This is a genomic window from Rhizobium sp. PAMB 3174, assembly GCF_052908375.1.
The window spans coordinates 1754703-1779399 of the sequence record NZ_CM128608.1 but is presented as its reverse complement, the minus strand read 5'-3'; the positions used below and the strand labels follow the sequence as shown (position 1 = coordinate 1779399).

At 61.6% G+C, this 24697-nt stretch carries 23 protein-coding genes, 1 tRNA gene and 1 pseudogene; 14 read left to right on the top strand and 11 right to left on the bottom strand.

The window, feature by feature from the left end; translation table 11 throughout:
- The first annotated feature begins 277 nt into the window (after positions 1-277).
- From ACU5AY_RS08500 to ACU5AY_RS08480, 5 genes are all read left to right on the top strand, one after another.
- Complete coding sequence (locus ACU5AY_RS08500) at positions 278-1384, top strand: DUF2157 domain-containing protein (protein WP_446828723.1); 1107 nt, start codon at positions 278-280, stop codon at positions 1382-1384.
- The gene (locus tag ACU5AY_RS08495) at positions 1381-1980 is read left to right on the top strand and encodes a GDYXXLXY domain-containing protein (protein WP_446828722.1); all 600 of its coding nucleotides are present in this window, start codon (positions 1381-1383) and stop codon (positions 1978-1980) included. Before ACU5AY_RS08500 ends, ACU5AY_RS08495 begins: the two co-directional genes overlap by 4 nt.
- A 185-nt stretch (positions 1981-2165) precedes the next feature.
- A tRNA-Leu gene (locus ACU5AY_RS08490) sits at positions 2166-2250 on the top strand.
- A 203-nt stretch (positions 2251-2453) separates the two neighbouring features.
- Positions 2454-3950, top strand: coding sequence for a trigger factor (gene tig / locus ACU5AY_RS08485; protein ID WP_446824326.1), 1497 nt, complete (start codon positions 2454-2456; stop codon positions 3948-3950).
- A gap of 197 nt (positions 3951-4147) precedes the next feature.
- Complete coding sequence (locus ACU5AY_RS08480) at positions 4148-5857, top strand: methyl-accepting chemotaxis protein (RefSeq protein ID WP_446828721.1); 1710 nt, start codon at positions 4148-4150, stop codon at positions 5855-5857.
- A gap of 96 nt (positions 5858-5953) precedes the next feature.
- Here ACU5AY_RS08480 and sthA read toward each other — a convergent pair whose 3' ends face one another.
- The 6 genes from sthA to ACU5AY_RS08450 all read right to left on the bottom strand — a co-directional run bounded on the left by sthA (position 5954) and on the right by ACU5AY_RS08450 (position 13472).
- Positions 5954-7372, bottom strand: coding sequence for a Si-specific NAD(P)(+) transhydrogenase (sthA, locus tag ACU5AY_RS08475; protein ID WP_446828720.1), 1419 nt, complete (start codon positions 7370-7372; stop codon positions 5954-5956).
- A gap of 228 nt (positions 7373-7600) precedes the next feature.
- Positions 7601-9028 (bottom strand): aldehyde dehydrogenase family protein, encoded by a 1428-nt coding sequence (locus tag ACU5AY_RS08470; RefSeq protein ID WP_446828719.1) that lies wholly within the window; start codon positions 9026-9028, stop codon positions 7601-7603.
- Positions 9029-9179: 151 nt separating this feature from the next.
- A complete protein-coding gene (locus ACU5AY_RS08465) occupies positions 9180-9953 on the bottom strand; it encodes an amino acid ABC transporter ATP-binding protein (protein WP_446824322.1) in 774 nt (257 codons plus the stop codon).
- Positions 9954-9974: 21 nt separating this feature from the next.
- On the bottom strand, positions 9975-11129 hold the full coding sequence (locus tag ACU5AY_RS08460; RefSeq protein ID WP_446828718.1) for an amino acid ABC transporter permease: 1155 nt from the start codon (positions 11127-11129) through the stop codon (positions 9975-9977).
- A gap of 4 nt (positions 11130-11133) precedes the next feature.
- Complete coding sequence (locus ACU5AY_RS08455) at positions 11134-12330, bottom strand: amino acid ABC transporter permease (protein ID WP_446828717.1); 1197 nt, start codon at positions 12328-12330, stop codon at positions 11134-11136.
- A gap of 116 nt (positions 12331-12446) precedes the next feature.
- Positions 12447-13472 (bottom strand): amino acid ABC transporter substrate-binding protein, encoded by a 1026-nt coding sequence (locus tag ACU5AY_RS08450; RefSeq protein WP_446828716.1) that lies wholly within the window; start codon positions 13470-13472, stop codon positions 12447-12449.
- Between the two features lie 388 nt (positions 13473-13860).
- Here ACU5AY_RS08450 and ACU5AY_RS08445 point away from each other — a divergent pair, with 388 nt between their 5' ends.
- Positions 13861-15051, top strand: a complete 1191-nt coding sequence (locus ACU5AY_RS08445; RefSeq protein WP_446828715.1) for a cystathionine beta-lyase — start codon at positions 13861-13863, stop codon at positions 15049-15051.
- A gap of 15 nt (positions 15052-15066) precedes the next feature.
- On the opposite strand, the gene ACU5AY_RS08440 is transcribed toward ACU5AY_RS08445, so the two are convergent.
- Positions 15067-16224 (bottom strand): FAD-dependent monooxygenase, encoded by a 1158-nt coding sequence (locus tag ACU5AY_RS08440; protein WP_446828714.1) that lies wholly within the window; start codon positions 16222-16224, stop codon positions 15067-15069.
- Positions 16225-16300: 76 nt separating this feature from the next.
- Positions 16301-16546 (bottom strand): zinc-finger domain-containing protein, encoded by a 246-nt coding sequence (locus ACU5AY_RS08435; protein WP_446824316.1) that lies wholly within the window; start codon positions 16544-16546, stop codon positions 16301-16303.
- A gap of 161 nt (positions 16547-16707) precedes the next feature.
- Here ACU5AY_RS08435 and ACU5AY_RS08430 point away from each other — a divergent pair, with 161 nt between their 5' ends.
- The 8 genes and pseudogenes from ACU5AY_RS08430 to ACU5AY_RS08395 all read left to right on the top strand — a co-directional run bounded on the left by ACU5AY_RS08430 (position 16708) and on the right by ACU5AY_RS08395 (position 23606).
- On the top strand, positions 16708-17493 hold the full coding sequence (locus ACU5AY_RS08430; RefSeq protein ID WP_446828713.1) for an alpha/beta fold hydrolase: 786 nt from the start codon (positions 16708-16710) through the stop codon (positions 17491-17493).
- Positions 17494-17624: 131 nt separating this feature from the next.
- Positions 17625-18449: a serine O-acetyltransferase gene (gene cysE, locus ACU5AY_RS08425; RefSeq protein ID WP_446824314.1), complete on the top strand. Its 825-nt coding sequence runs from the start codon at positions 17625-17627 to the stop codon at positions 18447-18449.
- 103 nt (positions 18450-18552) lie between these two features.
- Entirely contained in the window at positions 18553-18756 is a 204-nt protein-coding gene (locus ACU5AY_RS08420; protein ID WP_261930224.1) for a DUF3126 family protein, read from the top strand.
- Between the two features lie 302 nt (positions 18757-19058).
- Positions 19059-19400 carry a phasin family protein gene (locus ACU5AY_RS08415; protein WP_446824312.1) on the top strand — a complete coding sequence of 114 codons (342 nt, stop codon included), beginning with the start codon at positions 19059-19061 and terminating at the stop codon, positions 19398-19400.
- Between the two features lie 238 nt (positions 19401-19638).
- The gene (clpS, locus tag ACU5AY_RS08410; protein ID WP_261930222.1) at positions 19639-19992 is read left to right on the top strand and encodes an ATP-dependent Clp protease adapter ClpS; all 354 of its coding nucleotides are present in this window, start codon (positions 19639-19641) and stop codon (positions 19990-19992) included.
- Between the two features lie 10 nt (positions 19993-20002).
- Positions 20003-22414 (top strand): annotated as a pseudogene (gene clpA, locus ACU5AY_RS08405) (ATP-dependent Clp protease ATP-binding subunit ClpA); the annotation flags it as partial.
- 107 nt (positions 22415-22521) lie between these two features.
- Entirely contained in the window at positions 22522-23259 is a 738-nt protein-coding gene (locus ACU5AY_RS08400; RefSeq protein WP_446828712.1) for an AzlC family ABC transporter permease, read from the top strand.
- A gap of 2 nt (positions 23260-23261) precedes the next feature.
- A complete protein-coding gene (locus tag ACU5AY_RS08395) occupies positions 23262-23606 on the top strand; it encodes an AzlD domain-containing protein (protein ID WP_446828978.1) in 345 nt (114 codons plus the stop codon).
- 7 nt (positions 23607-23613) lie between these two features.
- Here ACU5AY_RS08395 and ACU5AY_RS08390 read toward each other — a convergent pair whose 3' ends face one another.
- The 3 genes from ACU5AY_RS08390 to ACU5AY_RS08380 all read right to left on the bottom strand — a co-directional run bounded on the left by ACU5AY_RS08390 (position 23614) and on the right by ACU5AY_RS08380 (position 24683).
- Entirely contained in the window at positions 23614-23934 is a 321-nt protein-coding gene (locus ACU5AY_RS08390; RefSeq protein WP_446828711.1) for a type II toxin-antitoxin system RelE/ParE family toxin, read from the bottom strand.
- Positions 23921-24166 carry a type II toxin-antitoxin system ParD family antitoxin gene (locus ACU5AY_RS08385; RefSeq protein WP_446828710.1) on the bottom strand — a complete coding sequence of 82 codons (246 nt, stop codon included), beginning with the start codon at positions 24164-24166 and terminating at the stop codon, positions 23921-23923. The genes ACU5AY_RS08390 and ACU5AY_RS08385 overlap by 14 nt, the downstream gene beginning before the upstream one ends.
- Before the next feature lie 88 nt (positions 24167-24254).
- Positions 24255-24683: an HIT family protein gene (locus tag ACU5AY_RS08380; protein ID WP_446824309.1), complete on the bottom strand. Its 429-nt coding sequence runs from the start codon at positions 24681-24683 to the stop codon at positions 24255-24257.
- Between the last annotated feature and the right edge of the window lie 14 nt (positions 24684-24697).

Here is a 24697-nt window from a genome sequence, read left to right as displayed (position 1 = left end):
TGTTTCCGCCGTCATCTGATGATTGGAATATAGTATGATCATTCCGTTTTGTGCAGTGCAATAATCGCATGCAAGATATGCGTTGAGTGCATGGCTTATTCGCCGCCAAATATCTGTAATTTATTGAAATAAAAAGAAAACCGGGGCTGATCGTAGCCATGCAGCTTTGCCGCTATTCGCCGGTCTTGTTGATTGCGCCGATGTGGTCCATGTTTCCGGCAGCATTGGGCCGCGGAATTTTTGTTTCCAACGGCGGTGTTTGAATCGGGTGATGTGCATGTACAGGAATCGCTTGCAGCAGGACATGGAGCGCTGGGTGGCGAAGGGGCTGGTCGCCAGGCCCGCCGCCGATGCCATGCTGGCGGAGTATGATGCGCGGCCGTCCGGCGTCTTCAGCGTTGGCCGTGTCCTGATGGTGCTGGCCGCGCTCCTGATCGCTGCTGCTATCGCCATGCTGATCGCCTCCAACTGGGATGCGCTGCCGCGCGGCCTGCGGCTCGTGGCGATGCTGGCGATGGTCACGGCCTTCTATATGGGAGCGGCCGCCTTCTTCATGCGCGGCGCCGACTACCTTGGCGGCGCGCTCCTCATCCTGGCGGTGCTGTGCTTCGGCGGCACGGTGTCATTGACGGCGCAGATGTACCACATCTCCGGCGACAGCCAGACCTTCCTCATGACGTGGTTCCTGTTCGCCATGCTGGCCTCCGTCCTCTTCAAGTCCGGCGGGCCGACAGTGATCGCCGGGTTTCTCTCCTGGGCTTATTTCAGCAATCTGATGTTTGATGACTATTCGGCCTGGAATTCCGTTGAAGGACTGATGCCGCTCGCCATGGCGGCGGCCGTCATCGCACTGGTCTATTATACCGGGCCGGGGCGGGCGCGGCATTTGTCCTATCTGCTGATCCTCGCCTGGCTCTTCTGGTTCTATTTCGAGCACGAGAGCGACGGGCTGGCGATTGTCTTCACGCTGGCGGGCGCCGCCGCCTTCCTGGTTGCCGTTCTGCCGAGGTCGCCGCTGCAACGGTTGAATGCGGCAGCGGGCGGCATTCCCGCGACCTACGCCTTCCTGCTGATGATCGCCGGCCTGGCATTCCTGCATGACCGCTTCGATGGAACGAGCGGCAGGATTTCCGTGGCGATCGCGGTGATCGTCGCCACCGTCGCCGCCCTGATGCTGAACGGCCGCGACAACGGCGTGGTGCGTTATCTCGCCTACCTGATCTTTGCCGCCGAACTCATCTATCTCTGCAACGAGACGATCGGCAGCCTGATCGGGACGTCGGGCTTCTTCCTCCTGTCCGGTGTCTTCGTCGCGCTGGCCGCCTTCGCCGTCATCCGGCTGGAAAAGCGGCTGGCGGCCAAGCCGAAGGAGGTGTCTGCATGAACGAGGCAAGTTTCGGCATGTCGAATCGCAAGCGGGCAAGGCTCGTCATCGCGGCTGCCTGCATGGTGGTCCTGCAGATAGGCCTGATCGGCTACATGACGTTGAGCAGGGCGGCGATCCTGCGCGACGGCGCGGAAGTGCTGTTGCAGACGCGCGCCGTCGATCCGCGCGATTTCCTGCGCGGCGACTACGTGACCTTGAACTACGACATCTCCAATGTGCCGAGGGCACTGGTCACGGGGCCCAAGCCTTCCGAGGGCGAGACTGTCACTCTGTCGGTGCTCTTGAAGAAGCAGGAGGATGGCGCGTTCGGAATTGTTGGTGCGACCTTCGGCGATCCCCCGCCGGCCACCGATGGCGAGGTCATGATGAGGACATTGCCGTTCCGCTATACGGACTACTTGAATGCCTCGGACTTTCGCGTGAGCTACGGAATCGAGCGCTATTACGTTCCGGAAGGCGAGGGAAGGGCACTGGAGGATCTGCGCAACGAAGGCAAGCTGCAGGTCGCCGTGCGCGTTTCGAGCGACGGCAAGCCGCAGATCCGCGCGCTTTATAATGACGGCAAACCCGCTTACGAGGAGCCGCTATACTGACGTTAGGAAAAGCCTGAACGCGAGTTTACGCAACGTAATGTCTGACTTTGAAAGCGAAGGATCGCGTGGTGGCGCCGATCCTGTTGCCAAACCGTCATTTTTCCTTTGCGCTTGGCAGTTCGGATGATATAGAGACGCCGCTTCCCGGAGGGCCCATGTTTTCATGGCCTGCGGCAATCTGGAAAGCGGGTATGGTGAAATTGGTAGACACGCCAGATTTAGGTTCTGGTGCCGCAAGGCGTGGGAGTTCAAGTCTCTCTACCCGCACCACTATTGCGATCGGGCTGGGAGGAACGGAACTCTTGATAGCATTTGAGAGCGTATCCGGGATAAGCGCGGCATCCGGCTGAGGCTTACGACAGCCCGCTGGAATGCCTAGGAATTTGACACGTCGCGGCAGGACGGACGCTCCCGCACCGGCAGAGAAACGATCGGCTGTCCCGTCACGGCCGCTACGAAGTGAAGGTAAGACAATGCAGGTTATCGAAACGCTCGCTGAAGGGCTGAAGCGCGAAATCAAGGTCGTCGTTCCGGCGAAGGACATGGAAGCCAAGATGAACGAGCGCCTGGCGGAAGCCAAGGACAAGGTTCGCATCAACGGTTTCCGTCCCGGCAAGGTGCCGGTCTCGCACCTGAAGAAGGTCTACGGCAAGTCGATCATGGCCGAACTCGTCAACGAGATCGTTCGTGAAAAGCCGACCGAAATCCTCTCCGAGCGCGGTGAGAAGTCTGCGACCCAGCCGGCCGTCGCCATGACCGAGGACGAAGCCGAAGCCGACAAGATCCTGTCCGCTGAAGCCGACTTCGAATTCACGCTCTCCTACGAAGTCATCCCGCCGATCGAACTGAAGTCGGTCGATGGCATCAAGGTGACCCGTGAGGTCGTCGAGATCGAGGAAGAGGAAGTTACCGAGCAGATCCTCAAGATCGCCGAGAGCGCCCGTTCCTACGAAGCCAAGAAGGGCAAGGCTGCCAACGGCGACCGCGTCACCATGGATTACCTCGGCAAGGTCGACGGCGAAGCCTTTGAAGGCGGCGCTGCCGAAGATGCCGATCTGGTTCTCGGTTCCGGCCGCTTCATCCCGGGCTTCGAAGACCAGCTCGTCGGCGTCAAAGCTGGCGACGAGAAGACCATCACCGTGACCTTCCCGGAAGAGTATCCGGCGGCAAATCTTGCCGGCAAGGAAGCCACCTTCGACGTCAAGGTCAAAGAAGTGGCAGCACCGGCCGAAGTCGAGATCAATGACGACCTCGCTTCCAAGCTCGGCCTCGAATCCGCCGACAAGCTGAAGGAAATCGTCCGCAGCCAGATCGAAGGCCAGTACGGCCAGGTTACGCGCCAGAAGGTCAAGCGTCAGATCCTCGACCAGCTGGACGAACTCTACAAGTTCGACACGCCGCAGTCGCTCGTCGACGCCGAGTTCGAAAACATCTGGCGCCAGATCAACACCGATCTGGAACAGTCCGGCAAGACCTTCGAGGACGAAGACACCACGGAAGAAAAGGCACGTGAGGAATACGCCAAGCTTGCTGAACGCCGCGTCCGCCTCGGTCTCGTTCTCTCCGAAATCGGCGAAAAGGCCGGCATTGAAGTGACCGAAGACGAAATGCAGCGCGCCCTCTACGACCAGCTGCGCAACTTCCCGGGCCAGGAGAAGGAAATCATCAACTTCTTCCGCAACACCCCCGGCGCTTCCGCATCGCTTCGCGCTCCGATCTTCGAAGAAAAGGTGGTCGACCACCTGCTCGGCGAAGTGAAGGTCACCGACAAGACCGTCAGCAAGGAAGAGCTGATGGCCGATGACGAAGCCGAAGGCTCGGACGAGAAGAAGGCCGCGCCGAAGAAGAAGGCAGCCCCGAAGAAGGCTAAGGCTGAAGCAGCCGACGCCGCCGAGGCCAGCGAAGAGGCCGCCGCTCCGAAGAAGAAGGCGGCTCCGAAGAAGAAGAAGGCGGACGACGCCGCTGAGTGATCAGGGATTTGGGAGGCTTCGGCCTCCCAAATTGCTTTTGGGGCCTGAGCATGGCTCTTGGGCGTGATGTCGCCATCACCGGCAGGCGCTGTCATCGACTACAAGTTATGCTCGATTAATTTAGGTGTTTCTGAATTAATTGGCCGGTAACTATGAACCCGGATAGTCCTTCCAAACGTGTGGAGGGTACCGGTTCGATGTTTTCACTTGGTTTTGGCGGCTACGAAAAGTCGGTTCTCGCGGCGCTGGATCGTTCCCAGGCGATCATTGAATTCGACATGGACGGCACCATCCGTCACGCGAACAAGAACTTCTGCGACGCGATGGGCTACGAACTCGCCGAGATCGTCGGCAAGAAGCACAGCCTGTTCGTCGAGCCGAGCGAAGCCGGATCCGACGCTTACCGCCAGTTCTGGAATGATCTGACGGCCGGCAACTACCAGCAGCGGCAGTACAAGCGGATAGGCAAGGGTGGCCGCGAGGTCTGGATCGAAGCTTCCTACAACCCGGTCTTCAAGGGCGGCAAGCCCTACCGGATCGTCAAGATCGCCACCGACATCAGCGCTTCGAAGATGGAAAGCATCGAGAACAAGGGCAAGCTGGACGCCCTGGACCGGGCGCAGGCGATCATCGAGTTTACGCCGAAGGGCGAGATCGTCACGGCCAACGCCAATTTTCTGAAGACCTTCGGCTATGACCTCGCGGAAATTCGCGGCAAGCATCATTCGATGTTCTGCGAAGCGGACTATGTTCGCACTCCCGAGTATGCCTCTCTCTGGCGGGATCTGGCCGCCGGCCAGTTCAAGTCCGACCAGTTTACCCGCATTTCGAAGACCGGCGAGAAGATCTTCATTCAGGCGTCCTACAATCCGGTGATCGATGCCGACGGCCGGGTGGTCAAGGTGGTCAAGTTTGCGACCGACATTTCCGGGCGCGTCAAGGCGCTGGAAGCAGTCGGCGCCGGCCTCAATCGCTTGTCGGACTGCAACATCCGCATGACCATCGATGAGCCGTTCATCCTCGAATTCGAGCATCTGCGCAAGGATTTCAACACCTCCATCGCAAAGTTCCAGGAGACGCTGGTAGAGGTACTGAAACAGACCAACGACGTGGCGAACGAGAGCCAGTCGATGAGCGGAGCCTCGGAAGGTCTGGCACGGCGCACAGAGCAGCAGGCCGCAGCCCTGGAGCAAACCTCCGCCGCGCTCGAGGAGATCACCGTGACGGTGCGGCAGTCATCCGAGCGCACGCTCGAGACGCGCCGGCTGGTGGGCGACGCCCGCAAGGCCGCTTCCGCATCGGTTGACGTCGTGGAGAACGCCATCCAGGCGATCAACCGCATCCAGAATGCATCGCAGGAGATCGGCAAGATCATCGACGTGATCGACCAGATTGCCTTCCAGACCAACCTTCTGGCGCTCAATGCCGGTGTCGAGGCGGCGCGGGCGGGTGACGCGGGCAAGGGATTTGCCGTCGTCGCGCAGGAAGTCCGCGACCTCGCCCAGCGCTCCGCACAGGCCGCGAAGGAAATCGCCGGGTTGATCAACAATTCGTCCAAAGAAGTGGGCGAGGGCGTCCGCTTCGTCGGCGAGACTGGCGAGGCGCTGAAGAAGATCGAGGAATTCGTCGAAGCGATCGACCGCAACGTCGATGCGATCGCCACCGCCGCACGCGAGCAATCGACGAGCCTTGGAGAAATCAACTCCGCGGTCAATCAGCTCGATCAGATGACGCAGCAGAATTCCGGGCTCGTGGCCAATACCGCCCATATCAGCGAACGGCTGGCGGCCGGTGCTGCACGCCTGGCCGAGCTGGTCAATCGCTTCAAGCTCAACCGGCGCAGCACGATCCGCGAGCCGGGCACGGATACGGCAAACCACAGGACGCGCCATCAGAACGCTGCCTGAGCACGAACTCTACAGTTCCAATGCGAAACGGCCTCCCGAATGCGGGAGGCCGTTTTCATGTCGTCACGTCGCCGAGAGGCCGGCCCGCGATCCGGGCTATTCCGCCGCCTTGGCCTCGTCGCGCAGCTCGCCCATGCGGTTCCAGGCGTCGAGGCCGGCAATCTTGTAGGCCTCCGCGAGCGTCGGATAGTTGAAGGTGTTCTCGACGAAGTATTCGACCGTTCCCTTGAGGTTCAGCACCGCCTGGCCGATATGGACGAGCTCCGTGGCACCTTCGCCGACGATGTGAACGCCAAGCAGGCGGCGCGTCTTCAGCGAGAAGATCAGCTTCAGGAGGCCGGTGTCGAGCCCCATGATGTGCCCGCGCGAGGTCTCGCGGAAGCGGGCGATGCCGCATTCATAGGGAATGTTGCGTTCCTTGACCTCTTCTTCCGTCAGCCCGCAGGTGGAGATTTCCGGTACGGCGTAGATGCCGTAGGGGAAATAATGCGGCGGGTCGGCATGGCTGGCGCCGACCGCATGGCGGGCCGCAATGCGCCCCTGTTCCATCGAGGTCGAGGCAAGCGACGGAAAGCCGACCACGTCGCCTGCGGCGTAGATGTGCGGCACGTCCGTCTGGAAGGTCGTGGGATTGACCTTCAGCCGGCCGCGGCTGTCGGCCGTCAGGCCCGCCGCCTCGAGGCCGATCGTGTCCGTCGCACCCATGCGCCCGGCGGCAAACAGCACCATGTCTGTCGTGATCAGCCGCCCTGTCTTCAGCGTGATCCGGCATTTTCCGCCGGGTTCGCGCTCGATCTTCTCGGCCGTCTCGCCAAGCATCAGCTTCATGTTGCGGTCACGCAGCTGGTAGACGAAGTCGTTGACGATTTCCCTGTCGATGAAATCGAGCATTGTCTGGCGCGGCTCGATCAGCGTGACCTGCACATCGAGGGCCGAGAAGATCGTCGCATATTCGATGCCGATGACGCCGGCGCCGATGACCGCAAGGGAGCGGGGCAGGGTCTTCAACTCCAGCAGTTCGTCGCTGTCGATGATGGCCTCATGGTCGAAGGGAATATAGTCCGGTCGGAACGGTCGCGTGCCGATCGACAGCAGGATCGCCTTGCCCTCGACCCGCTGGATCTCGCCGTCGGTCTTCTCGACTTCAAGCGTGTGCGGATCGACGAAATGCGCGCGCCCGCGCAGGTGATGGACATGGTTGCGGGCAAACTGATGCTCGAGCACCTCGACTTCGTAGTCGAGCGTCTTCAGGAGGCGCATGCGCAGGTCGTCGGCGCTGATCTCCTGCTTGACCCGGTAGGAGCGGCCATAGAAGCCGCGCTCGCGCCAGCCGGTCAGGTTGAGCGCCGTTTCTCGGAGCGTCTTGGAGGGAATGGTGCCGGTATGGACCGACACGCCGCCGACGCGGCGGCCCTGTTCGACGACAATCACATCCTTGCCAAGCTTGGCGGCCTGGATGGCGGCGCGGCGTCCTGCCGGGCCGCTGCCGATGACGACGAGATCATATCGGTTCATGGTGGTGTCCGTGCCTGACAATGTGATTCCCCCACATATCAACAAGAATCATGCTGCGATGCAATATGATCGACGCCACCATATCCCGTTGATCGCCGTGATCTAGCGGGATTGTATGACGGTCATATGCTGGCAGCCGAAAAATAGGGCCTGGACAGGAACTGCGGTCGTCGACAGGCGAGGGAATCCCGAGCGGCAGCGTAGCCGCCCGGACCATCCTCGGAGGCGTCACGATCCCCAGCCGACGACGCCCTTGATCTCCAGGAAGTCGTGAATGCCCCAGCCGGCATATTCGCGCCCATTGCCGGACTGCTTGTAGCCGCCGAAGGGAGCGAACGTGTCCCAGTCGGGATAGTTCAGGTAGACCGAGCCGGCCCGCATGCGCTTGGCCACCGCGCGGGCATGCTCGATGTCGCCGGACTGGATGTAGGCGGCGAGCCCGTAGACCGTGTCGTTGGCAATCCGGATCGCTTCCTCTTCGTCCTCGTAGGAGAGGATCGAGAGCACCGGTCCAAAAATCTCCTCGCGGGCGATCGTCATGTCGGGGGTGACGTGGCCAAAGACCGTCGGCCGGATGTAATAGCCGCGATTGAGGCCTTCCGGCCGGCCGGGGCCGCCGGTCACCAGCGTTGCGCCTTCGGCGATGCCTGTCTCGATCAGCCGCTGGATCTTGTCGTACTGCACCTGGCTGACGACGGGCCCAAGATCGGTCCCATCCTTGCGCGGGTCTCCGGTGGTGAACGCCTCCGCGGCCATCTTGGCGATTGCCAGGGCATCGTCGTGCCGGTCCTTCGGCACCAGCATGCGTGTCGGCGCATCGCAGGACTGGCCGGAATTGCCGAAGCAGCCCTTCACGCCCTCGGTGACGGCGGTGTCGAAGTCGGCATCCGGCAGGATGATGTTGGCCGATTTGCCACCAAGCTCCTGCGCGACCCGCTTGACGGTGTCGGCCGCCGTCCTGGCGACGATGATGCCGGCGCGCGTCGAGCCGGTGAAGGAGACCATGTCCACGTCCGGGTGACCCGCCATGACCTGGCCGACATCGGGGCCGGTGCCGTTGATGAGATTGAAGACACCCTTCGGCGTCGCGGCGGCTTCCATGACCTCGGCGAAGATGATGCCGCTGATCGGCGCGATCTCGGACGGCTTCAGCACCACGGTGCAGCCAGCGGCGATCGCCGGCGCGACCTTGCAGACGATCTGGTTCAGCGGCCAGTTCCAAGGCGTGATCAAGGCGCAGACGCCGATCGGTTCGCGCAGCACGGTCGTCGTGCCGATGCTCTCCGAAAAGTGCATGGACTCGAAGGCGGCGATGGTTGCCTCCAGATGCGCGCGGCCGGCCCAGGCCTGGCTGTCGCGCGCAAAGGCAAGCGGCGCGCCCATTTCCTGGCTGACCGCCCGCGCGATGTCTTCAAAGCGGTCATTATAGGCCGCGAGGATGCGCCTGAGCAGCGCGAGGCGATCTTCCCGGGCTGAGTAGCCAAATGTCTCGAACGCCGTCCTGGCGGCCGCTACGGCCCTGTCGACGTCGGCGGGCCCGCCGATCGCAATCTGCGTGAAGGGCTCTTCGGTCGATGGATCGATGACGTCGAGCGTCCGTGCCTCGTCGGGGTCCACCCAGGCGCCGTCGATGAAGAATTTCAGGTGATGCGACATGGGGCCTCCGGAAGCGGGTCGATGATGGGGCAGTATGCATGAGGCAGGCACGACCGCAACCGCCGGGACGCGCGGGACGGACATTCTGCACGCAAAGAAAAACGGGGCCCGTGAAGGGCCCCGCTGAGATGACTGAACTGCAGGCAGATAACTAGTGCAGGATCTGGCTGAGGAAGAGCTTGGTGCGCTCGTGCTGCGGATTGTCGAAGAATTCGGCCGGCGAATTCTGTTCGACGATCTGGCCCTGGTCCATGAAGATGACCCGGTCGGCGACCTGGCGCGCAAAGCCCATTTCGTGGGTCACGCACAGCATGGTCATGCCTTCCTCGGCGAGACCGACCATGGTGTCGAGCACTTCCTTGACCATTTCCGGGTCAAGTGCCGAGGTCGGTTCGTCGAACAGCATGATCTTCGGCTTCATGCACAGCGAGCGGGCGATCGCCACGCGCTGCTGCTGCCCGCCCGAGAGCTGGCCCGGATACTTGTTGGCCTGTTCCGGGATCTTGACGCGCTCCAGGAAGTGCATGGCGATCTGTTCGGCTTCGCGCTTCGGCATCTTGCGAACCCAGATCGGCGCCAGCGTGCAGTTCTCCAGGATCGTCAGATGCGGGAAGAGGTTGAAGTGCTGGAACACCATGCCGACTTCGCGGCGGATCTCGTCGATCTTCTTCAGGTCGTTCGTCAGTTCGATGCCATCGACGATGATTCTGCCCTTCTGGTGTTCTTCCAGGCGGTTGATGCAGCGGATCATCGTCGACTTGCCGGAGCCCGACGGGCCGGCGATGACGATGCGCTCGCCCGACGTCACCTTCAGGTTGATGTCGCGCAGCACGTGGAACTCGCCGTACCACTTGTTCATGCCGATGATTTCGATGGCGGTATCGGTCTTGGGCTTGGCGGCGCCAGTTGTTTGAGCTTGTGCCATATTTGTATTCCCCTGAGGTTTTTAGCGTTTGTGACCGGTGTCGAGGTGACGTTCCATGAACTGCGAGTACCGAGACATGCCGAAGCAGAAGATCCAGTAGACCAGACCTGCAAAGACAAAGGCGGTAATCGGGGTCACAGGGGTCGCCCAGTTCGCGTCCGAGAAGTTCAGCGTGACGATGCCGAGCAGGTCGAACATACCGATGATGGAGACGAGGGAGGTATCCTTGAAGAGACCGATGAAGGTGTTGACGATGCCCGGGATGACCAGCTTCAGCGCCTGCGGCAGGATGACGAGCCGCATTTTGTGCCAGTAGCTGAGACCCAGGGAATCCGCACCTTCGAACTGTCCTTTCGGGATCGCCTGCAGGCCGCCGCGGATCACTTCCGCCATATAGGCGGACGAGAACAGCGACACGCCGATCAGCGCACGCAGGAGCTTGTCGAAGGTCCAGCCGTCCGGCAGGAACAACGGCAGCATGACGCTCGCCATGAACAGGACCGTGATCAGCGGCACGCCGCGGATGACCTCGATGAAGACGACGCAGAGCAGCCGGATGACCGGCATGTTGGACCGTCGTCCGAGCGCGAGCACGATCCCCACCGGCAGCGAAACGACGATGCCGAAGAAGGACAGGATCAGGGTGATCATCAGACCGCCCCACAGCGGCGTCTCCACGTGGCGGAGGCCGAAGCCGCCCGACAGCAGGAAGAACGACACGAAGGGCAGCACCAGGAACAGAAGGAATGCGTTCAAGCCCTTGTGGGGCGCCTTCGGGATGAGCATCGGGATCAGCAGCACGACGAACATCGCCATGACCAGGATCGGCCGCCAGCGTTCGTCGAACGGGTAGCGCCCGAAGATGAACTGCTGGAACTTCGCGCCGACGAAGGCCCAGCAGGCGCCTGCCTGGCCGTCCGGCAGGACGCCGCCCTGTGCGATGGTGGCGCAGGCGGTGCGGTCGCTGCCGGTCCATACCGCATTGATCAGCAGCCAGTCGATGATGCCCGGCAGGATATAGGCCAGCAGCGCCAGGGCGACGATCGTCAGAACGACGTCCTTCGGCGTTGCCAGCAGGTTTTCGCGGATCCAGTGGACGGGTCCGACCACGCTTGAAGGCGCCGGCTGGGCCGGGGCCATGTCGCGACGCACGAAGGCGAGATTATTCGTAGCCATGTGCTTATCTCTCCACCAGTGCCATCTTGGCGTTGAACCAGTTCATGAACATGGCCGTGCTGATCGACATGGAAAGGTAGATCAGCAGCCAGAGCCCGACGATTTCGACGGCCTGGCCGGTCTGGTTCAGCATCGTTCCCCCAACGGCCACCACGTCGGCGAAGCCTACGGCGACGGCGAGCGAGGAGTTCTTGGTGAGGTTCAGGTACTGGCTGGTCAGCGGCGGAATGATGATCCTGAGCGCCTGCGGGATGATGATCAGTCGCGTGGTCACGCCGGACCGCAGTCCAAGCGCGTTGGCGGCTTCGGTCTGCCCCTTGGCGACCGCCTTGATGCCACCACGGACGATTTCCGCGATGAAGGCTGCCGTGTAGAAGGAGAGCGCCAGATAGAGCGACATGAATTCCGGACCGATCAGCGATCCGCCCTGCAGGTTGAAGCGACCGGCAACGGGAATGTCGAAGGTGATCGGCATGCCGAGGACGAGGAAGACCAGGATCGGCAGACCGATGATCAGGCCAAGACTGGTCCAACCCTTCGGAAACTGCTGCCCGGTCGCCATCTGCCGCTTTGTCGCCCAGGACGAGATGAAGATCGACGCGATGATGCCGATCACGAATGCCGCGACGACGATCAGGAAGGTCTCGCCGAAAATCGGCTTGGGAAAGGCGAAGCCGCGATTGCTGAGGAAGATGTCGAAGGGAAGCTGGATGGCATCCTTCGGCTGCGGAAGGATCGCCAGAACGCCCTTGTACCAGAAGAAGATGACGAGGAGCGGTGGAATGTTGCGGAAGATTTCCACATAGACCTGGCAGATCTTGGCAATCAGCCAGTTGTGCGACAGCCGGCCGATGCCGACCAGGAAGCCGATGATCGAGGCCGTGATAATGCCGAAGACCGCGACCTGGATGGTGTTGAGGATGCCGACGATGAGCGCCCGACCATAGGTCGAGTCGCTGGAATAGTCGATCAGGTGCTGGCCGATGTCGAAACCGGCGCGACCGCTCAAGAAGCCGAAACCTGAGGCGATATTGGCTTTCTGAAGGTTGTGAATAGTGTTGTTCGTCACTGTCCAGACGAAAAGGACCAGCAAGGCGACGGTCACGACCTGATAGAAAATCCCGCGGACTTTCGGGTCGTAGATGAGAGACGTGCCACTGCTGGATCCGGCGTTTGGCGAGCTTAACGCATGGTCAGCCATTTTGCCTTTTCCCCTTATTCTCCCTTTGCGGGAGTCTTAATTGCCCTTGTCGGGTTGCACATGGGGAGGCAGCGTTGCCACTGCCTCCCCACATCAAGTCAGTATCTGAACTTGTCTTAGCGGATCGGCGGAGCGTACTGCAGGCCGCCCTTGGTCCACAGCGCGTTGATGCCGCGGTCGATCTTCAGAGGCGTTTCCGGACCGACGTTGCGGGCGAAAACTTCACCGTAGTTACCGACCTGCTTGATGATGCTGTAGGCCCAGTCGTTGGAGACGCCGAGGTCGGTACCGATCTTGGTGCCTTCTTCGGAGCCGAGCATGCGCTTGATGTCCGGGCTGCCGTTGGCCTTCATGTCGTCGACATTGGCCGAGGTGATGCCGAGTTCTTCAGCATTGACCATGGCGTAGTGTACCCAGCTGACGATATCGAACCACTGGTCGTCGCCCTGGCGCACTGCCGGGCCAAGCGGCTCCTTGGAGATGACTTCCGGCAGAACCATGTTGTCATCCGGGCTGCTGAGCGTCAGGCGGATAGCATAGAGGCCCGACTGGTCGGTGGTGTAGACGTCGCAACGGCCGGCGTCATAGGCGCCGGTTGCATCGGCTTCCTTCTCGAACACGACCGGCTTGTACTCGAGGCCGTTGGCCTTGAAGTAGTCGGCGAGGTTGAGTTCGGTCGTCGTGCCGGTCTGAACGCAGACGGCGGCGCCGGAGAGTTCGAGAGCCGACGAAACCCCGAGGCTCTTCTTCACCATGAAGCCCTGGCCGTCATAGTAGTTGACGGTGCGGAAGTTGAAGCCGAGCGACGTGTCGCGGCTGATCGTCCAGGTGGTGTTACGCGTCAGGACGTCAACTTCGCCGGACTGCAGGGCCGGGAAGCGGTCCTTGCTGGAGAGAGGCGTGAACTTCGCCTTGGTTGCGTCGCCGAAGACGGCGGCAGCGATGCCGCGGCAATAATCGACGTCGAGACCAGACCATTCCCCTTTATCGTCAGGGTTCGAGAAGCCCGGAATACCCTGGCTTACACCGCACTGCACGAAGCCCTTGGCTTTGACGTCGTCCAGCGTCGCAGCAGAAGCGGCGTGTGCGCCGAGGCCAAAGACTGCTGCGCCGAGAGCGGCGGACAGAAGTGTCTTTTTCATTTTTCCCAACCTTATGTTTGTCTGTTGTCTTAAGACTGTTTTGGCGCAAAACCGATCCATGTTTCCAGACCAGCCCTGCACGTCTCGCGAAACCTCCCGGTGCGAGTATCGCTATCACAGTCGTAAAAAATGCTGAGGGTCAACCCTTATCTAAAAAATCGTCTTCGCAATTGCGGCTTTTGGTAAAAACAGGCCGGAAAACGGGCAAAAAGTGCCAGATGAGGCAGTTTGCTGCATAAAAAAGTGACAACGGGGCCTTTCCGGATTGACTGACGTAACGGCAGTTTTCCGGGACGTGTCGTGCTTGACGGGATTGTTCATCCGGGCCATGTCTGGCGTCGAAATCCTCCCCATATCCACAGTTTTTGAACGATAGGCAGACCCCCCGATGAACGATATGAAGTCAAAGATGGAAGGCGCTGGCATCAACACGCGCCTGGCACACAGCGGACACAATCCGCGCGAGTTCCATGGATTCGTCAATCCGCCGGTCGTGCACGCTTCGACGGTCTTGTTTCCCGATGCGCGTACCATGGAGACGCGCGGGCAGAAATACACCTACGGCACGCGGGGCACGCCGACCTCCGATGCGCTGGCCGACGCGATCAACGAGCTGGAAGGCTCCGAGGGCACGATCCTGGTCCCGTCCGGTCTTGCTGCCGTCACCGTTCCGTTTCTCGCCTTCCTGTCGGCCGGCGACCACGCCCTGATCGTTGATTCGGTCTATGGTCCGACCCGCCATTTCTGCGACACGATGCTGAAGCGTCTGGGCGTCGAGGCCGAGTACTACGATCCGGAAATCGGCGCCGGCATCGAATCGCTGATGCGTGCGAATACCAAGCTCGTCCACACCGAAGCGCCGGGCTCCAACACATTCGAGATGCAGGACATCGGCGCGATTTCGGCCGTAGCCCACCGCCATGGCGCGGTGGTGACCATGGACAATACCTGGGCGACGCCGCTCTATTTCCGTCCGCTCGACCATGGTGTCGACATTTCCATTCACGCGGCGACCAAATATCCGTCCGGCCATTCCGACGTCCTGTTCGGCACGGTGTCGGCCAACAAGGAATGCTGGGCCAGGCTCTGGGAAGGCAACTTTTCGCTCGGCATGTGCGCGGCGCCTGATGACGCCTACCAGATCCTGCGCGGCCTGAGGACGATGGGCATCAGGCTCGAACGCCATCAGGAAAGCGCATTGGAGATCGCCCGCTGGCTGGAGACGCGCGACGACGTGGCGCGGGTCCTGCACCCGGCGCTGGAGAGCTTCCCCGGCCATGAGATCTGGAAGCGGGATTTTACCGGCGCGAGCGGCATCTTCTCCGTCGTGCTGGCTGCCGATAACCCCGACCGCTTCAAGGCGAAGGCGCATGCTTTCCTCGATGCGCTGCGGCTGTTCGGCCTCGGCTATTCCTGGGGCGGGTTTGAAAGCCTGGCCGTGCACGTGAACCTGTCTGACCGCACCATCCGCAAGGGGCCGACGGAAGGTCCGGTGCTGCGCCTGCAGATCGGTCTGGAAGATGTCGCCGACATCAAAAAGGACATCGAGGCGGGTCTGGCCGCCGCTGCCGCCGTCTGAAGGCTTCGGGGGCGCTCAGCCCCCGATCCGGTAGCCGTAGATCCAGTCGAGATCGCCGGCAAGCGACTGCGGCGATCGCATCGAAAGGACCAGGTCGCGTCCGAAGCGGACGGGACCGGTCGCATGATAGGCGAACTTGTTGAAGGCGGCGCGCCGAGAGAGTTTCGTCGCGCGCTCCCGCCGCCGGCTCTCGAAGGTGGCAAGCGCCGGTCCAAGCTGCAGGCGGGCGAGGAGGGCGGCCAGTTCGAAGGCATCCTCGATCGCCATCGCCGCGCCCTGGGCGGCAAACGGCATCATCGCATGGGCAGCATCGCCGATCAGCACGGTATCGCTACCGTTCTGCCAGCGGCCGGAGCCGACCTCGTTCAATGGCCAGAAGACCGGCCATTCGCCATCGTCAAGAAGTTTGCGGATCGTCGGATGCCAGCTCTTGAATGCGGTCTCCATCAATAGCCGGCCGGCCGGGTCGCTTGGGGCGTTCCAGGTCTCGCCGGGATTGATGCCGGAGGTGATGGCGACGAGGTTGAAGCCGCCGCTTTCCTTCAGCGGATAGCAGACGAGGTGGGCGGACGGGCCGAGCAGCGCGGTCACCGAATCGCGCCTCAGCACTTCCGGCGCCTGATCGGCGGGCACGACGAAGCGCCAGGCGACATTGCCGGAGAAGCGCGGGATGGGCGCGCCGGGCACGCGGCTTCTGACCCGCGACCAGACGCCGTCGGCTCCGATGAGCAGCTCCGCGCCGCTCTCCGCCATCGCGCCCTCAAGCGTCTCCGGTTCCAGTCGGTGGCCGAGCTCGAGCCGGCATAGGGGATTTTCCAGAACGGCTTCGACGAGCGCCTTTTGCAGCGTCGCGCGGTGCAGGACGCCGTAGGGTGCGCCCCAGCGGATGCGTCCGGACGCGCCGAGCGGCACGGTTGCGAGCGTGCTCAGGCTCTGGCCCGAGACCAGCCTGATTGCCTCTGGCTCCAGCCATCGGGGCTCCAGCCGTTGCAGCACGCCGACCTCGGCCAGCAGCCGGGAGGCGTTCGGCGAGATCTGCAGGCCGGCGCCGACCTCCTGGAGTTCCTCGGCCTGCTCGATGATGCGCGAGGCTATGCCGGCGCGCGCAAGCGCAAGCGCCGAGGTCAGGCCGGCAATGCCGGCGCCGGCGATCAATGCGGATTTTATGGTCATGGAAATGCCGCCGTTCTCTTTTTCACGGCCGGGGGCGCTGGGGCAGGCGCCACGCGGCCGGATGCCAGCCTGTCTGTCAGGCGGCGTTCATGTGAAAGGTGCAGCCGGCCGGAACGGTTTCTTCCGCCTTGAGCGCCGGATTGTACTTGTAGAGGGTCGAGCAGTAGGAACAGACCTTTTCGTTGTCGTCGCCCATGTCGATGAAGATGTGTGGATGGTCGAAGGGAACGGACGCGCCCGTGCACATGAATTCCTTCACACCGATCTGGATTTCGCGGTATCCGCCGTCGTTCTGGAAGTGCGGAATTGAGTGGCCGGCCATGATGGTCTCCGTAGCGGTTATCGATTGCGGCGGACATTATCGCCGATCATTTGAAATGTGTAGGGTTGAAATCGCGTCATCGCCGTGGTTTTTCACCGCATCTTCCATGCGCTGGCCGATGTGAGCGGTCAGAGCGTCAAGACCGGAGCCCCCGATACGCCATGAACCTGAATGCGCCGAGCTTTTCCTCCTTCGTCCACGACGGCCTGAACATCGCCTATTTCGATGAGGGCGATGCGAGCGGGGAGGCGATCCTTCTCATCCATGGTTTCGCCTCGACTGCAACGGTCAACTGGGTGCATCCGGGCTGGCTGAAGACGCTCGGCGATGCCGGCTATCGGGTGATCGCGCTCGACAATCGTGGCCATGGCCGCAGCGACAAGCCACATGAGCCGGAGGTCTATCATCCGCAGATGATGGCCGGCGACGCGCTGGCGCTTCTCGATCATCTCGGCATTCACCAGGCGCATGTCATGGGCTACTCCATGGGCGCGCGCATTTCCGCCTTCCTGGCGCTCTCCGATCCGCACCGGCTGCGCTCGGTAATCTTCGGCGGCCTCGGCATCGGCATGTGTGACGGGGTAGGGGATTGGGATCCGATCGCCGATGCCTTGCTCGCCCCCTCCCTGGATGACGTCACGCATGAACGCGGGCGCATGTTCCGCGCCTTCGCCGACCAGACGAAGAGCGACCGGCTCGCGCTCGCCGCCTGCATCGCCACGTCGCGCGATCTCGTCTCCCGCGAGAAGATCGCAAAGCTCGATCTGCCGGTCCTGATCGGCGTCGGCACGAAGGACGATATTGCCGGCTCGGCTCAGGAACTTGCCGACCTGATCCCGAATGCCGTTGCGCTCGACATTCCCGGCCGCGACCACATGCTGGCCGTCGGCGACAAGGTGTTCAAGAAGGCCGTTCTGGAGTTTCTGGAGCACGTCTCCGGCCAGTGACATCAGCGCATCGCGACGGGCGCGATGCCAATGCGGAAACCGGCCGTTAATCGCGTTGCGGCCGCCTATTTGTAAAAGGCCCGGCGTCCTCTATATTGAGCCGATGCTCGTTGCCAGCAAGGAGACGACCGATGGTCGCAACACACGAGGCCCGCAGGGCCGAACAGGTCAAGTCGATGGACCCGATCTGGGATAGCATGCGCCAGGAGGCAAGTTCTGCCGCGCTCGGTGATCCCGTGCTGACGGCCTTCCTCTATTCGACGGTTCTCAATCACAAGAGCCTCGAGGATTGCGTGATCTATCGCATCTGCGAGCGTCTCGATCATCCGGACATCCAGGCGACGCTCCTGCGCCAGACGTTTGAGGAAATGCTCGCCGAGGAACCGGAATGGAGCAGCATCCTCCGGGTCGACATCCAGGCCGTCTACGACCGCGACCCGGCCTGCACGCGCTTTCTAGAGCCGGTCCTCTACTTCAAGGGCTTCCATGCGATCCAGACGCATCGTCTGGCGCACTGGCTCTGGAACAAGGGCCGCCGCGATTTCGCGCTCTATCTGCAGTCCCGTTCCTCGAGCGTCTTCCAGACGGACATCAATCCGGCGGCGCGCATGGGCAAGGGCATCTTTCTCGATCACGCGACGGGGCTGGTTGTCGGTTCGACCGCCGTCATCGGCGACAATGTATCCATCCTGCAGGACGTCACGCTTGGCGGCACCGGCAAGGAAAGCGGTGACCGTCATCCGAAGATCGGTAACGGCGTGCTGATCGGTGCCGGCGCCAAGGTGCTCGGCAATATCGAGATCGGCTGCTGCTCGCGCATTGCGTCGGGATCCGTGGTCCTGAAGGCCGTTCCGCCCAGCACGACGGTCGCCGGGGTACCGGCCAAGGTGGTCGGCGAGGCCGGTTGCTCGGAGCCTTCGCGGTCGATGGACCAGACCCACCTGCCGTGCGACTGAGTGCGTCGCCGCTTTTGCTCACTTCGCTCGATCGGGCCTTTACAGCCTGCAACCTGCATGCGAGAAGCGCGGCAAATCTGTGGACCTCGATGGAGAAGATTCAGTGAAACCTGAAGAGATCAAGAAGCTCGACGCCTATTTCAAGAGCAATTTCAATCCGACGATGGTGGTCAAGGCGCGCCCGCGCAAGGACGACTCGGCGGAAGTCTATCTCGGCGAAGAGTTCCTCGGCGTCGTCTTCCGGGACGACGAGGATGGTGATCTTTCCTACAATTTCTCGATGGCGATCCTCGACATCGATCTCTGAGCGGCGCGTCGCCGTTCAGTCACGGACGAAACGAACCCGAAAGCCGGTGGCCATGCCACCGGCTTTCGGCGTTTTCGGTCTCGGGCTGCTGGTTTCGCCATGCGGCATCTTGTAGCTGGCGAGACCCCGCAAAAAAGAGGTTTTCGGAGCGCCAGCGTCATCATCCTGACGCAGGCCATTCGGACAATGGCTTGGTGTGAAATGGCATTCGATTGAATTGCTGCATCGCACAAAAATCTTGACATCCATTGTGCGACGCACTAATCCTTTCAGCAACAGTCGTTATCGGAAGGAACTGCATCATGTATAATTTCGAGGAAGCAAGCCTGAAGGGCAAGGAAGCCATGGACGCGATGCTGAAGACCTATTCGGACATCACCAAGGGCTTTCAGGGTATCGCTGCGGAAGCCGCCGATTATTCCAAGAAGTCTTTCCAGGACGGCGTCGCCCATATCGAGGCGCTTGCCGGCACGCGCAGCATCGAGGCTGCCATGGAACTGCAGACCAGCTTCGTGAAGTCCTCTTATGAAGGCTTCGTCGCCCAGTCGACCAAGATGAGCGAAATGTACGCCGATCTCGCCAAGGCTGCCTACAAGCCGTACGAGAGCGCGGTCGCCAAGGCCGAGGAAGCCGTCGCCGCCTGAGAAGGCCGACAGAAATAATATCTACGGATCTCGTTCGAGAGGCCGGTTGCTGAAACGCGACCGGCCTCTCTGCGTTCCGGAAGGCCCCGAAGGCGCGAATTGCAGCGATCCGCGTTCAAATATGTTTGCACCGCAGAATTGGGGACTTAAAATTTCGCGGCAATGATCTAAGTTAATAGGATGATTTGCACGGCGGCCATCATGGCGGCCGATCTTGCGCCAACAGGAAAGTGATAGAATGATCGCTGAGCCGATCCTTATGCAACAAGATGACGATGGCCGCGGCGACGGCGCGGGGCGCGGCACCTCTGTCATCACCAAGACCAAACCAAAGACCAAGAAACCCAGTCTGTATCGCGTTCTTCTTCTCAATGACGACTACACCCCCATGGAGTTCGTCATCCACATTCTCGAACGGTTCTTCCAGAAGGACCGGGAGAGCGCGACCATAATCATGCTTCATGTCCACAATCACGGAGTCGGAGAATGCGGCGTCTTTACCTACGAAATCGCTGAGACCAAAGTCAGTCAGGTGATGGACTTCGCCCGCCAGCACCAGCATCCGCTGCAATGTGTCATGGAAAAGAAGTGAGGAACCAAGCGTGCCAACATTTTCGCCGAGCCTGGAAAAGGCACTGCATCAGGCACTGACCTACGCAAACGAGCGTCATCAGGAATACGCGACGCTCGAGCATCTGCTTCTCGCCTTGATAGACGATCCGGATGCGTCAGCGGTCATGGGTGCCTGCAATGTCAATCTCGACACCCTTCGAAAGACACTGGTCGACTATGTCGACACCGAACTCGCCAATCTGATCACCGGATATGACGAGGATTCCAAACCGACCGCCGGCTTCCAGCGGGTGATCCAGCGCGCCGTCATTCACGTCCAGTCCTCCGGACGGGAAGAGGTGACCGGCGCCAACGTCCTCGTTGCCATCTTCGCCGAGCGGGAAAGCCATGCGGCCTTCTTCCTGCAGGAACAGGAGATGACCCGCTACGACGCGGTCAACTACATCTCGCACGGCATCGGCAAGCGCCCCGGCGCCTCTCAGCCGCGTGCGCCGCGCGGTGCCGATGACGGTCCTGCCGAAAGCAAGCCGTCGGCATCCCGTTCCAGCGACGAAGACGGTCCGAAGAAGCAGCAGGATGCGCTGAAGGCCTATTGCGTCAATCTCAACGAGAAGGCGCTGAAGGGCAAGATCGATCCGCTGATCGGCCGCGAGGCCGAAGTCAACCGGACGATTCAGGTCTTGTGCCGCCGGTCGAAGAACAACCCGCTCTACGTCGGTGATCCCGGTGTCGGCAAGACGGCGATTGCCGAGGGCCTGGCCAAGCGGATCGTCGAAGGCAAGGTGCCGGAAGCGCTGGAAGATGCGACCATCTTCTCGCTCGACATGGGTACGCTGCTGGCCGGCACGCGTTACCGCGGCGATTTCGAGGAGCGGCTGAAGCAGGTCGTCAAGGAACTCGAGGAGTTTCCGGGTGCCGTGCTGTTCATCGACGAGATCCATACGGTCATTGGCGCCGGCGCCACCTCGGGCGGTGCTATGGATGCGTCGAACCTCCTGAAGCCGGCCCTGTCGTCGGGCGCGATCCGCTGCATCGGTTCGACCACCTACAAGGAGTACCGCCAGTTCTTCGAGAAGGACCGGGCGCTCGTCCGTCGCTTCCAGAAGATCGACGTCAACGAACCGTCGATCGACGATGCCGTCGCCATCATGAAGGGCCTGAAGCCGTATTTCGAGGAGTATCATAACCTTCGTTACACGAACGAGGCGATCAAGGCGGCCGTCGAGCTTTCGGCGCGCTACATCTCCGATCGCAAGCTGCCGGACAAGGCCATCGACGTGATCGACGAAACCGGTGCCGCCCAGATGCTGCTGCCGGCCTCGCGTCGCCGCAAGATGATCACCGAGAAGGAGATCGAGGCGACGATCGCGACCATGGCCCGCATCCCGCCGAAGACGGTGTCGAAGGACGACGAGATGGTGCTTGCCAATCTCGAGCAGGAACTGCGCTCCGTCGTCTACGGTCAGGACAAGGCGATCGAGGCGCTCTCGACCTCGATCAAGCTTGCCCGCGCCGGCCTGCGCGAGCCGAACAAGCCGATCGGCGCCTATGTCTTCTCCGGTCCGACCGGGGTGGGCAAGACCGAGGTCGCCAAGCAGTTGGCGTCGTCGCTCGGCGTCGAGCTCCTGCGCTTCGACATGTCGGAATACATGGAACGCCACACGGTCTCGCGACTGCTCGGCGCACCTCCCGGCTATGTCGGCTTCGACCAGGGCGGGCTCCTGACCGACAGCGTCGACCAGCATCCGCACTCTGTCGTGCTGCTTGATGAAATCGAGAAGGCGCATCCGGACATCTTCAACATCCTGCTGCAGGTCATGGACCACGGTTCGTTGACCGACCACAACGGCAAGAAGATCGACTTCCGCAACGTCATCCTGATCATGACGACCAATGCGGGCGCGTCGGAAATGTCGAAGTCGGCGATCGGTTTCGGTTCGTCCAGACGCACCGGCGAGGACGAAGAGGCGCTCAACCGCCTGTTCACGCCGGAGTTCCGCAACCGTCTCGATGCGACGATCCCGTTTGCCCCGCTGCCGACGACGATCATCCATCAGGTCGTGCAGAAGTTCATCATGCAGCTGGAGGCCCAGCTGTCCGAGCGCAACGTCACCTTCGATCTCGAAGAGGACGCGATCGCCTGGCTGGCCGAGAAGGGCTACGACGAGAAGATGGGCGCGCGTCCTCTCGCCCGCGTCATTCAGGAGCATATCAAGAAGGAACTCGCCAACGAGATCCTGTTTGGCAAGCTCAAGAAGGGCGGCGTCGTGCATGTGACGACCGGCAAGAAGGACGACGGTTCGACCGGGCTCATCCTCGAGGCGATCCCGGACGGTGCGCCGCTGAAGCCGAAGAAGGAAGAGGTCGCGATCGAGGCGGAACCCGATCTGGATGGCGACAAGGGCGGCGAAACGGCCACCAAGCCGAAACGGTCCTCGAAGGCTTCCGCGAAGAAGTAGTCGACCGCCCGAAACGTAAGGGTGACAAATTAAATGCCGGGCTCTCTTGCCCGGCATTTATGTTTTGAGCTAACGACTTATCCATGGAAATGGCGACAGGTATCACGGGCGGGAAGTCGAACGCTTACTGGTTTGCAACCGGCATGCGCGGCATCTACTCGCTGCCGGCCCTGATCCTGATGTCGTCGTTCGTGGGCTTCTGCGCCTTCGCGGTGCAGTCGGGCGTGAGCCGCGGCGAGGCGGCCTTCATGGTCGGCGCTGTCTGGGCCCTGCCGTCGAAGATGATCCTTGTCGGTTCTGCAACCGGCGGAGCGGGGCTTCTGGCGAGCTTCATCGCCGTGGCGCTCTCGGCCATCCGGCTGATGCCGATGGTGGCGGCGCTCATCCCCGAGATCAAGACGGAACGCACGCCGACATGGCTTCTCTTGTTCCTGTCGCATTTCATCGCCGTCACCGCCTGGGTCTTCACCATGCAGCGCATCAAGGATGTGCCGCGCGACCGGCGGATCGCCTTCTTTGCCGGCTTCGGCATGACGCTGACCACTGCCAACATCATCCTGGTGACGGTCTGCTTCGGCGTCGTGTCCGATCTGCCGCCGATCCTGGCCGGCGCGCTGTTCTTCCTGACGCCGATCTATTTCCTGACCTCGCTCTGGGCTTCCGCGCAGCATCCGGTGGTCAATATCGCACTGCTGACGGGGCTTGTTGCCGGTCCCGTCTTCACCATTCTGGCGCCGGGCTTCGACATTCTTTACGCAGGCCTTGTCGGCGGCACGGCCGCCTACCTCATCGACCGCGTGCGGCGCAAGGGTTGGGGGGCGCGCTGATGATGGTGCCCGGACCGTGGTGGTGGCCTTACGTCTTCATCCTGATCGCCGGTTGGCTGGCGACCGACATCTGGCGCTGGCTCGGCGTGCTGATCGGCAACCGGCTGGATGAGAATTCCGAAAGCCTGCAATGGGTGAGAGCGGTCGCCACCTCGTTGGTTGCCGCGGTGATCGCCAAGCTGATCCTGTTTCCATCCGGAACCCTGGCCGGCACACCGCTCTGGCTGCGCCTCGGCTCCGCCGCCATCGGTTTCGCCATCTTCCTGGCAACCGGCCGCAAGCCTGCGATCGGCATTGGCGCGAGCTTAGGACTGCTGATCGCCGGATTGTATGCGTTGGGTTACTGAGTGTGTCTCAGGGTTCGATTGCCTTGAGGATCGCCTGCCAGTTCTGCCGGCCGCCTAGGACACGCAGCACGGTGATCGTATCGGGCTCCGGCAGATAAACGATCAGATGCCATTTGTGGACGTGGATATGAACGGGCGGATCGATCTCCCGATAGAGCCGTCCCAGTCCGGGCGTGTCGACAACAAGCCCGAAGACGCCGACGAGCTCATCGATGTAGGCGTCAGCCTGATCGTCCGACCAGGTCTCGGCGGTGTAGCGCCAGATGCCTTCGATATCCTGCAGGGCCTTGGGAGAAAGCCTGTAGGTGGCGGGCCTATTCGGCGCCATGACCTTCGCGCATCCGCCGCTTGAAGGACATTGCGTCGAACGCCTGGGCCTCTCCGCTTTCAAGACCCTCGGTGACCGCGGCTTGAAGGGCGGCCAGCGCCTGCTGGCGCTCCTGATCCTTGCGGATCAGGTCGCGCACGTAGTCGCTGGAATTGCTGTAGCGGCCCTTGCTTGCCTGCTCTTCCACCCAGGACTTCATCTGCTCGGGAAGTGACACATTCATTGTCGCCATGACAGCCTCCGTATCGTCGAGACGATAGGATCGATTGCGGCTTCTGTCAAAGAGATTGGCAAACTTTGCCAATCGTAATCGTACACGCCTAGAGCGCCGATTTCAGCTTTGCCGCATTGGCTGCAAGAACGTCGTTGTTTTCCATCGTCCCCGTATGCGGCTTCAGCGGGATACCGTCGAAGCGCGGGATGACGTGGAAGTGCAGGTGGAAGACCGACTGGCCGGCCGGGGCTTCATTGAACTGCACGATCTGCACGCCGTCGGCCTCGAAGGCGACCTTGGCGGCGATGGCGATCTTCTGGACGACCGGCAGCAGCTTTTCGAGCGTGCGGGCGTCGGCGTCGAGCAGGTTGCGGGAAGGGGCTTTCGGCACGACCAGCGTATGGCCGGTGCCCTGCGGCATCACATCCATGAAGGCAACCGTGTCGGCATCCTCGTAGACGCGATGCGACGGAATTTCGCCGCGCAGGATCTTCGCGAAGATGTTGTCGCTGTCGTAGACTTGGCTCTTCGGCATGGTGCCTCTCTCCC

What these genes read in the sequence shown, in the direction of transcription:
- ACU5AY_RS08500 (WP_446828723.1), top strand. Translation starts at nt 278, where the DNA reads ATGTACAGGAATCGCTTGCAGCAGGACATGGAGCGCTGGGTGGCGAAG.
- ACU5AY_RS08495 (WP_446828722.1), top strand. Translation starts at nt 1,381, where the DNA reads ATGAACGAGGCAAGTTTCGGCATGTCGAATCGCAAGCGGGCAAGGCTC.
- tig (WP_446824326.1), top strand. Translation starts at nt 2,454, where the DNA reads ATGCAGGTTATCGAAACGCTCGCTGAAGGGCTGAAGCGCGAAATCAAG.
- ACU5AY_RS08480 (WP_446828721.1), top strand. Translation starts at nt 4,148, where the DNA reads ATGTTTTCACTTGGTTTTGGCGGCTACGAAAAGTCGGTTCTCGCGGCG.
- sthA (WP_446828720.1), bottom strand. Translation starts at nt 7,372, where the DNA reads ATGAACCGATATGATCTCGTCGTCATCGGCAGCGGCCCGGCAGGACGC.
- ACU5AY_RS08470 (WP_446828719.1), bottom strand. Translation starts at nt 9,028, where the DNA reads ATGTCGCATCACCTGAAATTCTTCATCGACGGCGCCTGGGTGGACCCC.
- ACU5AY_RS08465 (WP_446824322.1), bottom strand. Translation starts at nt 9,953, where the DNA reads ATGGCACAAGCTCAAACAACTGGCGCCGCCAAGCCCAAGACCGATACC.
- ACU5AY_RS08460 (WP_446828718.1), bottom strand. Translation starts at nt 11,129, where the DNA reads ATGGCTACGAATAATCTCGCCTTCGTGCGTCGCGACATGGCCCCGGCC.
- ACU5AY_RS08455 (WP_446828717.1), bottom strand. Translation starts at nt 12,330, where the DNA reads ATGGCTGACCATGCGTTAAGCTCGCCAAACGCCGGATCCAGCAGTGGC.
- ACU5AY_RS08450 (WP_446828716.1), bottom strand. Translation starts at nt 13,472, where the DNA reads ATGAAAAAGACACTTCTGTCCGCCGCTCTCGGCGCAGCAGTCTTTGGC.
- ACU5AY_RS08445 (WP_446828715.1), top strand. Translation starts at nt 13,861, where the DNA reads ATGAACGATATGAAGTCAAAGATGGAAGGCGCTGGCATCAACACGCGC.
- ACU5AY_RS08440 (WP_446828714.1), bottom strand. Translation starts at nt 16,224, where the DNA reads ATGACCATAAAATCCGCATTGATCGCCGGCGCCGGCATTGCCGGCCTG.
- ACU5AY_RS08435 (WP_446824316.1), bottom strand. Translation starts at nt 16,546, where the DNA reads ATGGCCGGCCACTCAATTCCGCACTTCCAGAACGACGGCGGATACCGC.
- ACU5AY_RS08430 (WP_446828713.1), top strand. Translation starts at nt 16,708, where the DNA reads ATGAACCTGAATGCGCCGAGCTTTTCCTCCTTCGTCCACGACGGCCTG.
- cysE (WP_446824314.1), top strand. Translation starts at nt 17,625, where the DNA reads ATGGTCGCAACACACGAGGCCCGCAGGGCCGAACAGGTCAAGTCGATG.
- ACU5AY_RS08415 (WP_446824312.1), top strand. Translation starts at nt 19,059, where the DNA reads ATGTATAATTTCGAGGAAGCAAGCCTGAAGGGCAAGGAAGCCATGGAC.
- clpS (WP_261930222.1), top strand. Translation starts at nt 19,639, where the DNA reads ATGATCGCTGAGCCGATCCTTATGCAACAAGATGACGATGGCCGCGGC.
- ACU5AY_RS08400 (WP_446828712.1), top strand. Translation starts at nt 22,522, where the DNA reads ATGGCGACAGGTATCACGGGCGGGAAGTCGAACGCTTACTGGTTTGCA.
- ACU5AY_RS08395 (WP_446828978.1), top strand. Translation starts at nt 23,262, where the DNA reads ATGGTGCCCGGACCGTGGTGGTGGCCTTACGTCTTCATCCTGATCGCC.
- ACU5AY_RS08390 (WP_446828711.1), bottom strand. Translation starts at nt 23,934, where the DNA reads ATGGCGCCGAATAGGCCCGCCACCTACAGGCTTTCTCCCAAGGCCCTG.
- ACU5AY_RS08385 (WP_446828710.1), bottom strand. Translation starts at nt 24,166, where the DNA reads ATGGCGACAATGAATGTGTCACTTCCCGAGCAGATGAAGTCCTGGGTG.
- ACU5AY_RS08380 (WP_446824309.1), bottom strand. Translation starts at nt 24,683, where the DNA reads ATGCCGAAGAGCCAAGTCTACGACAGCGACAACATCTTCGCGAAGATC.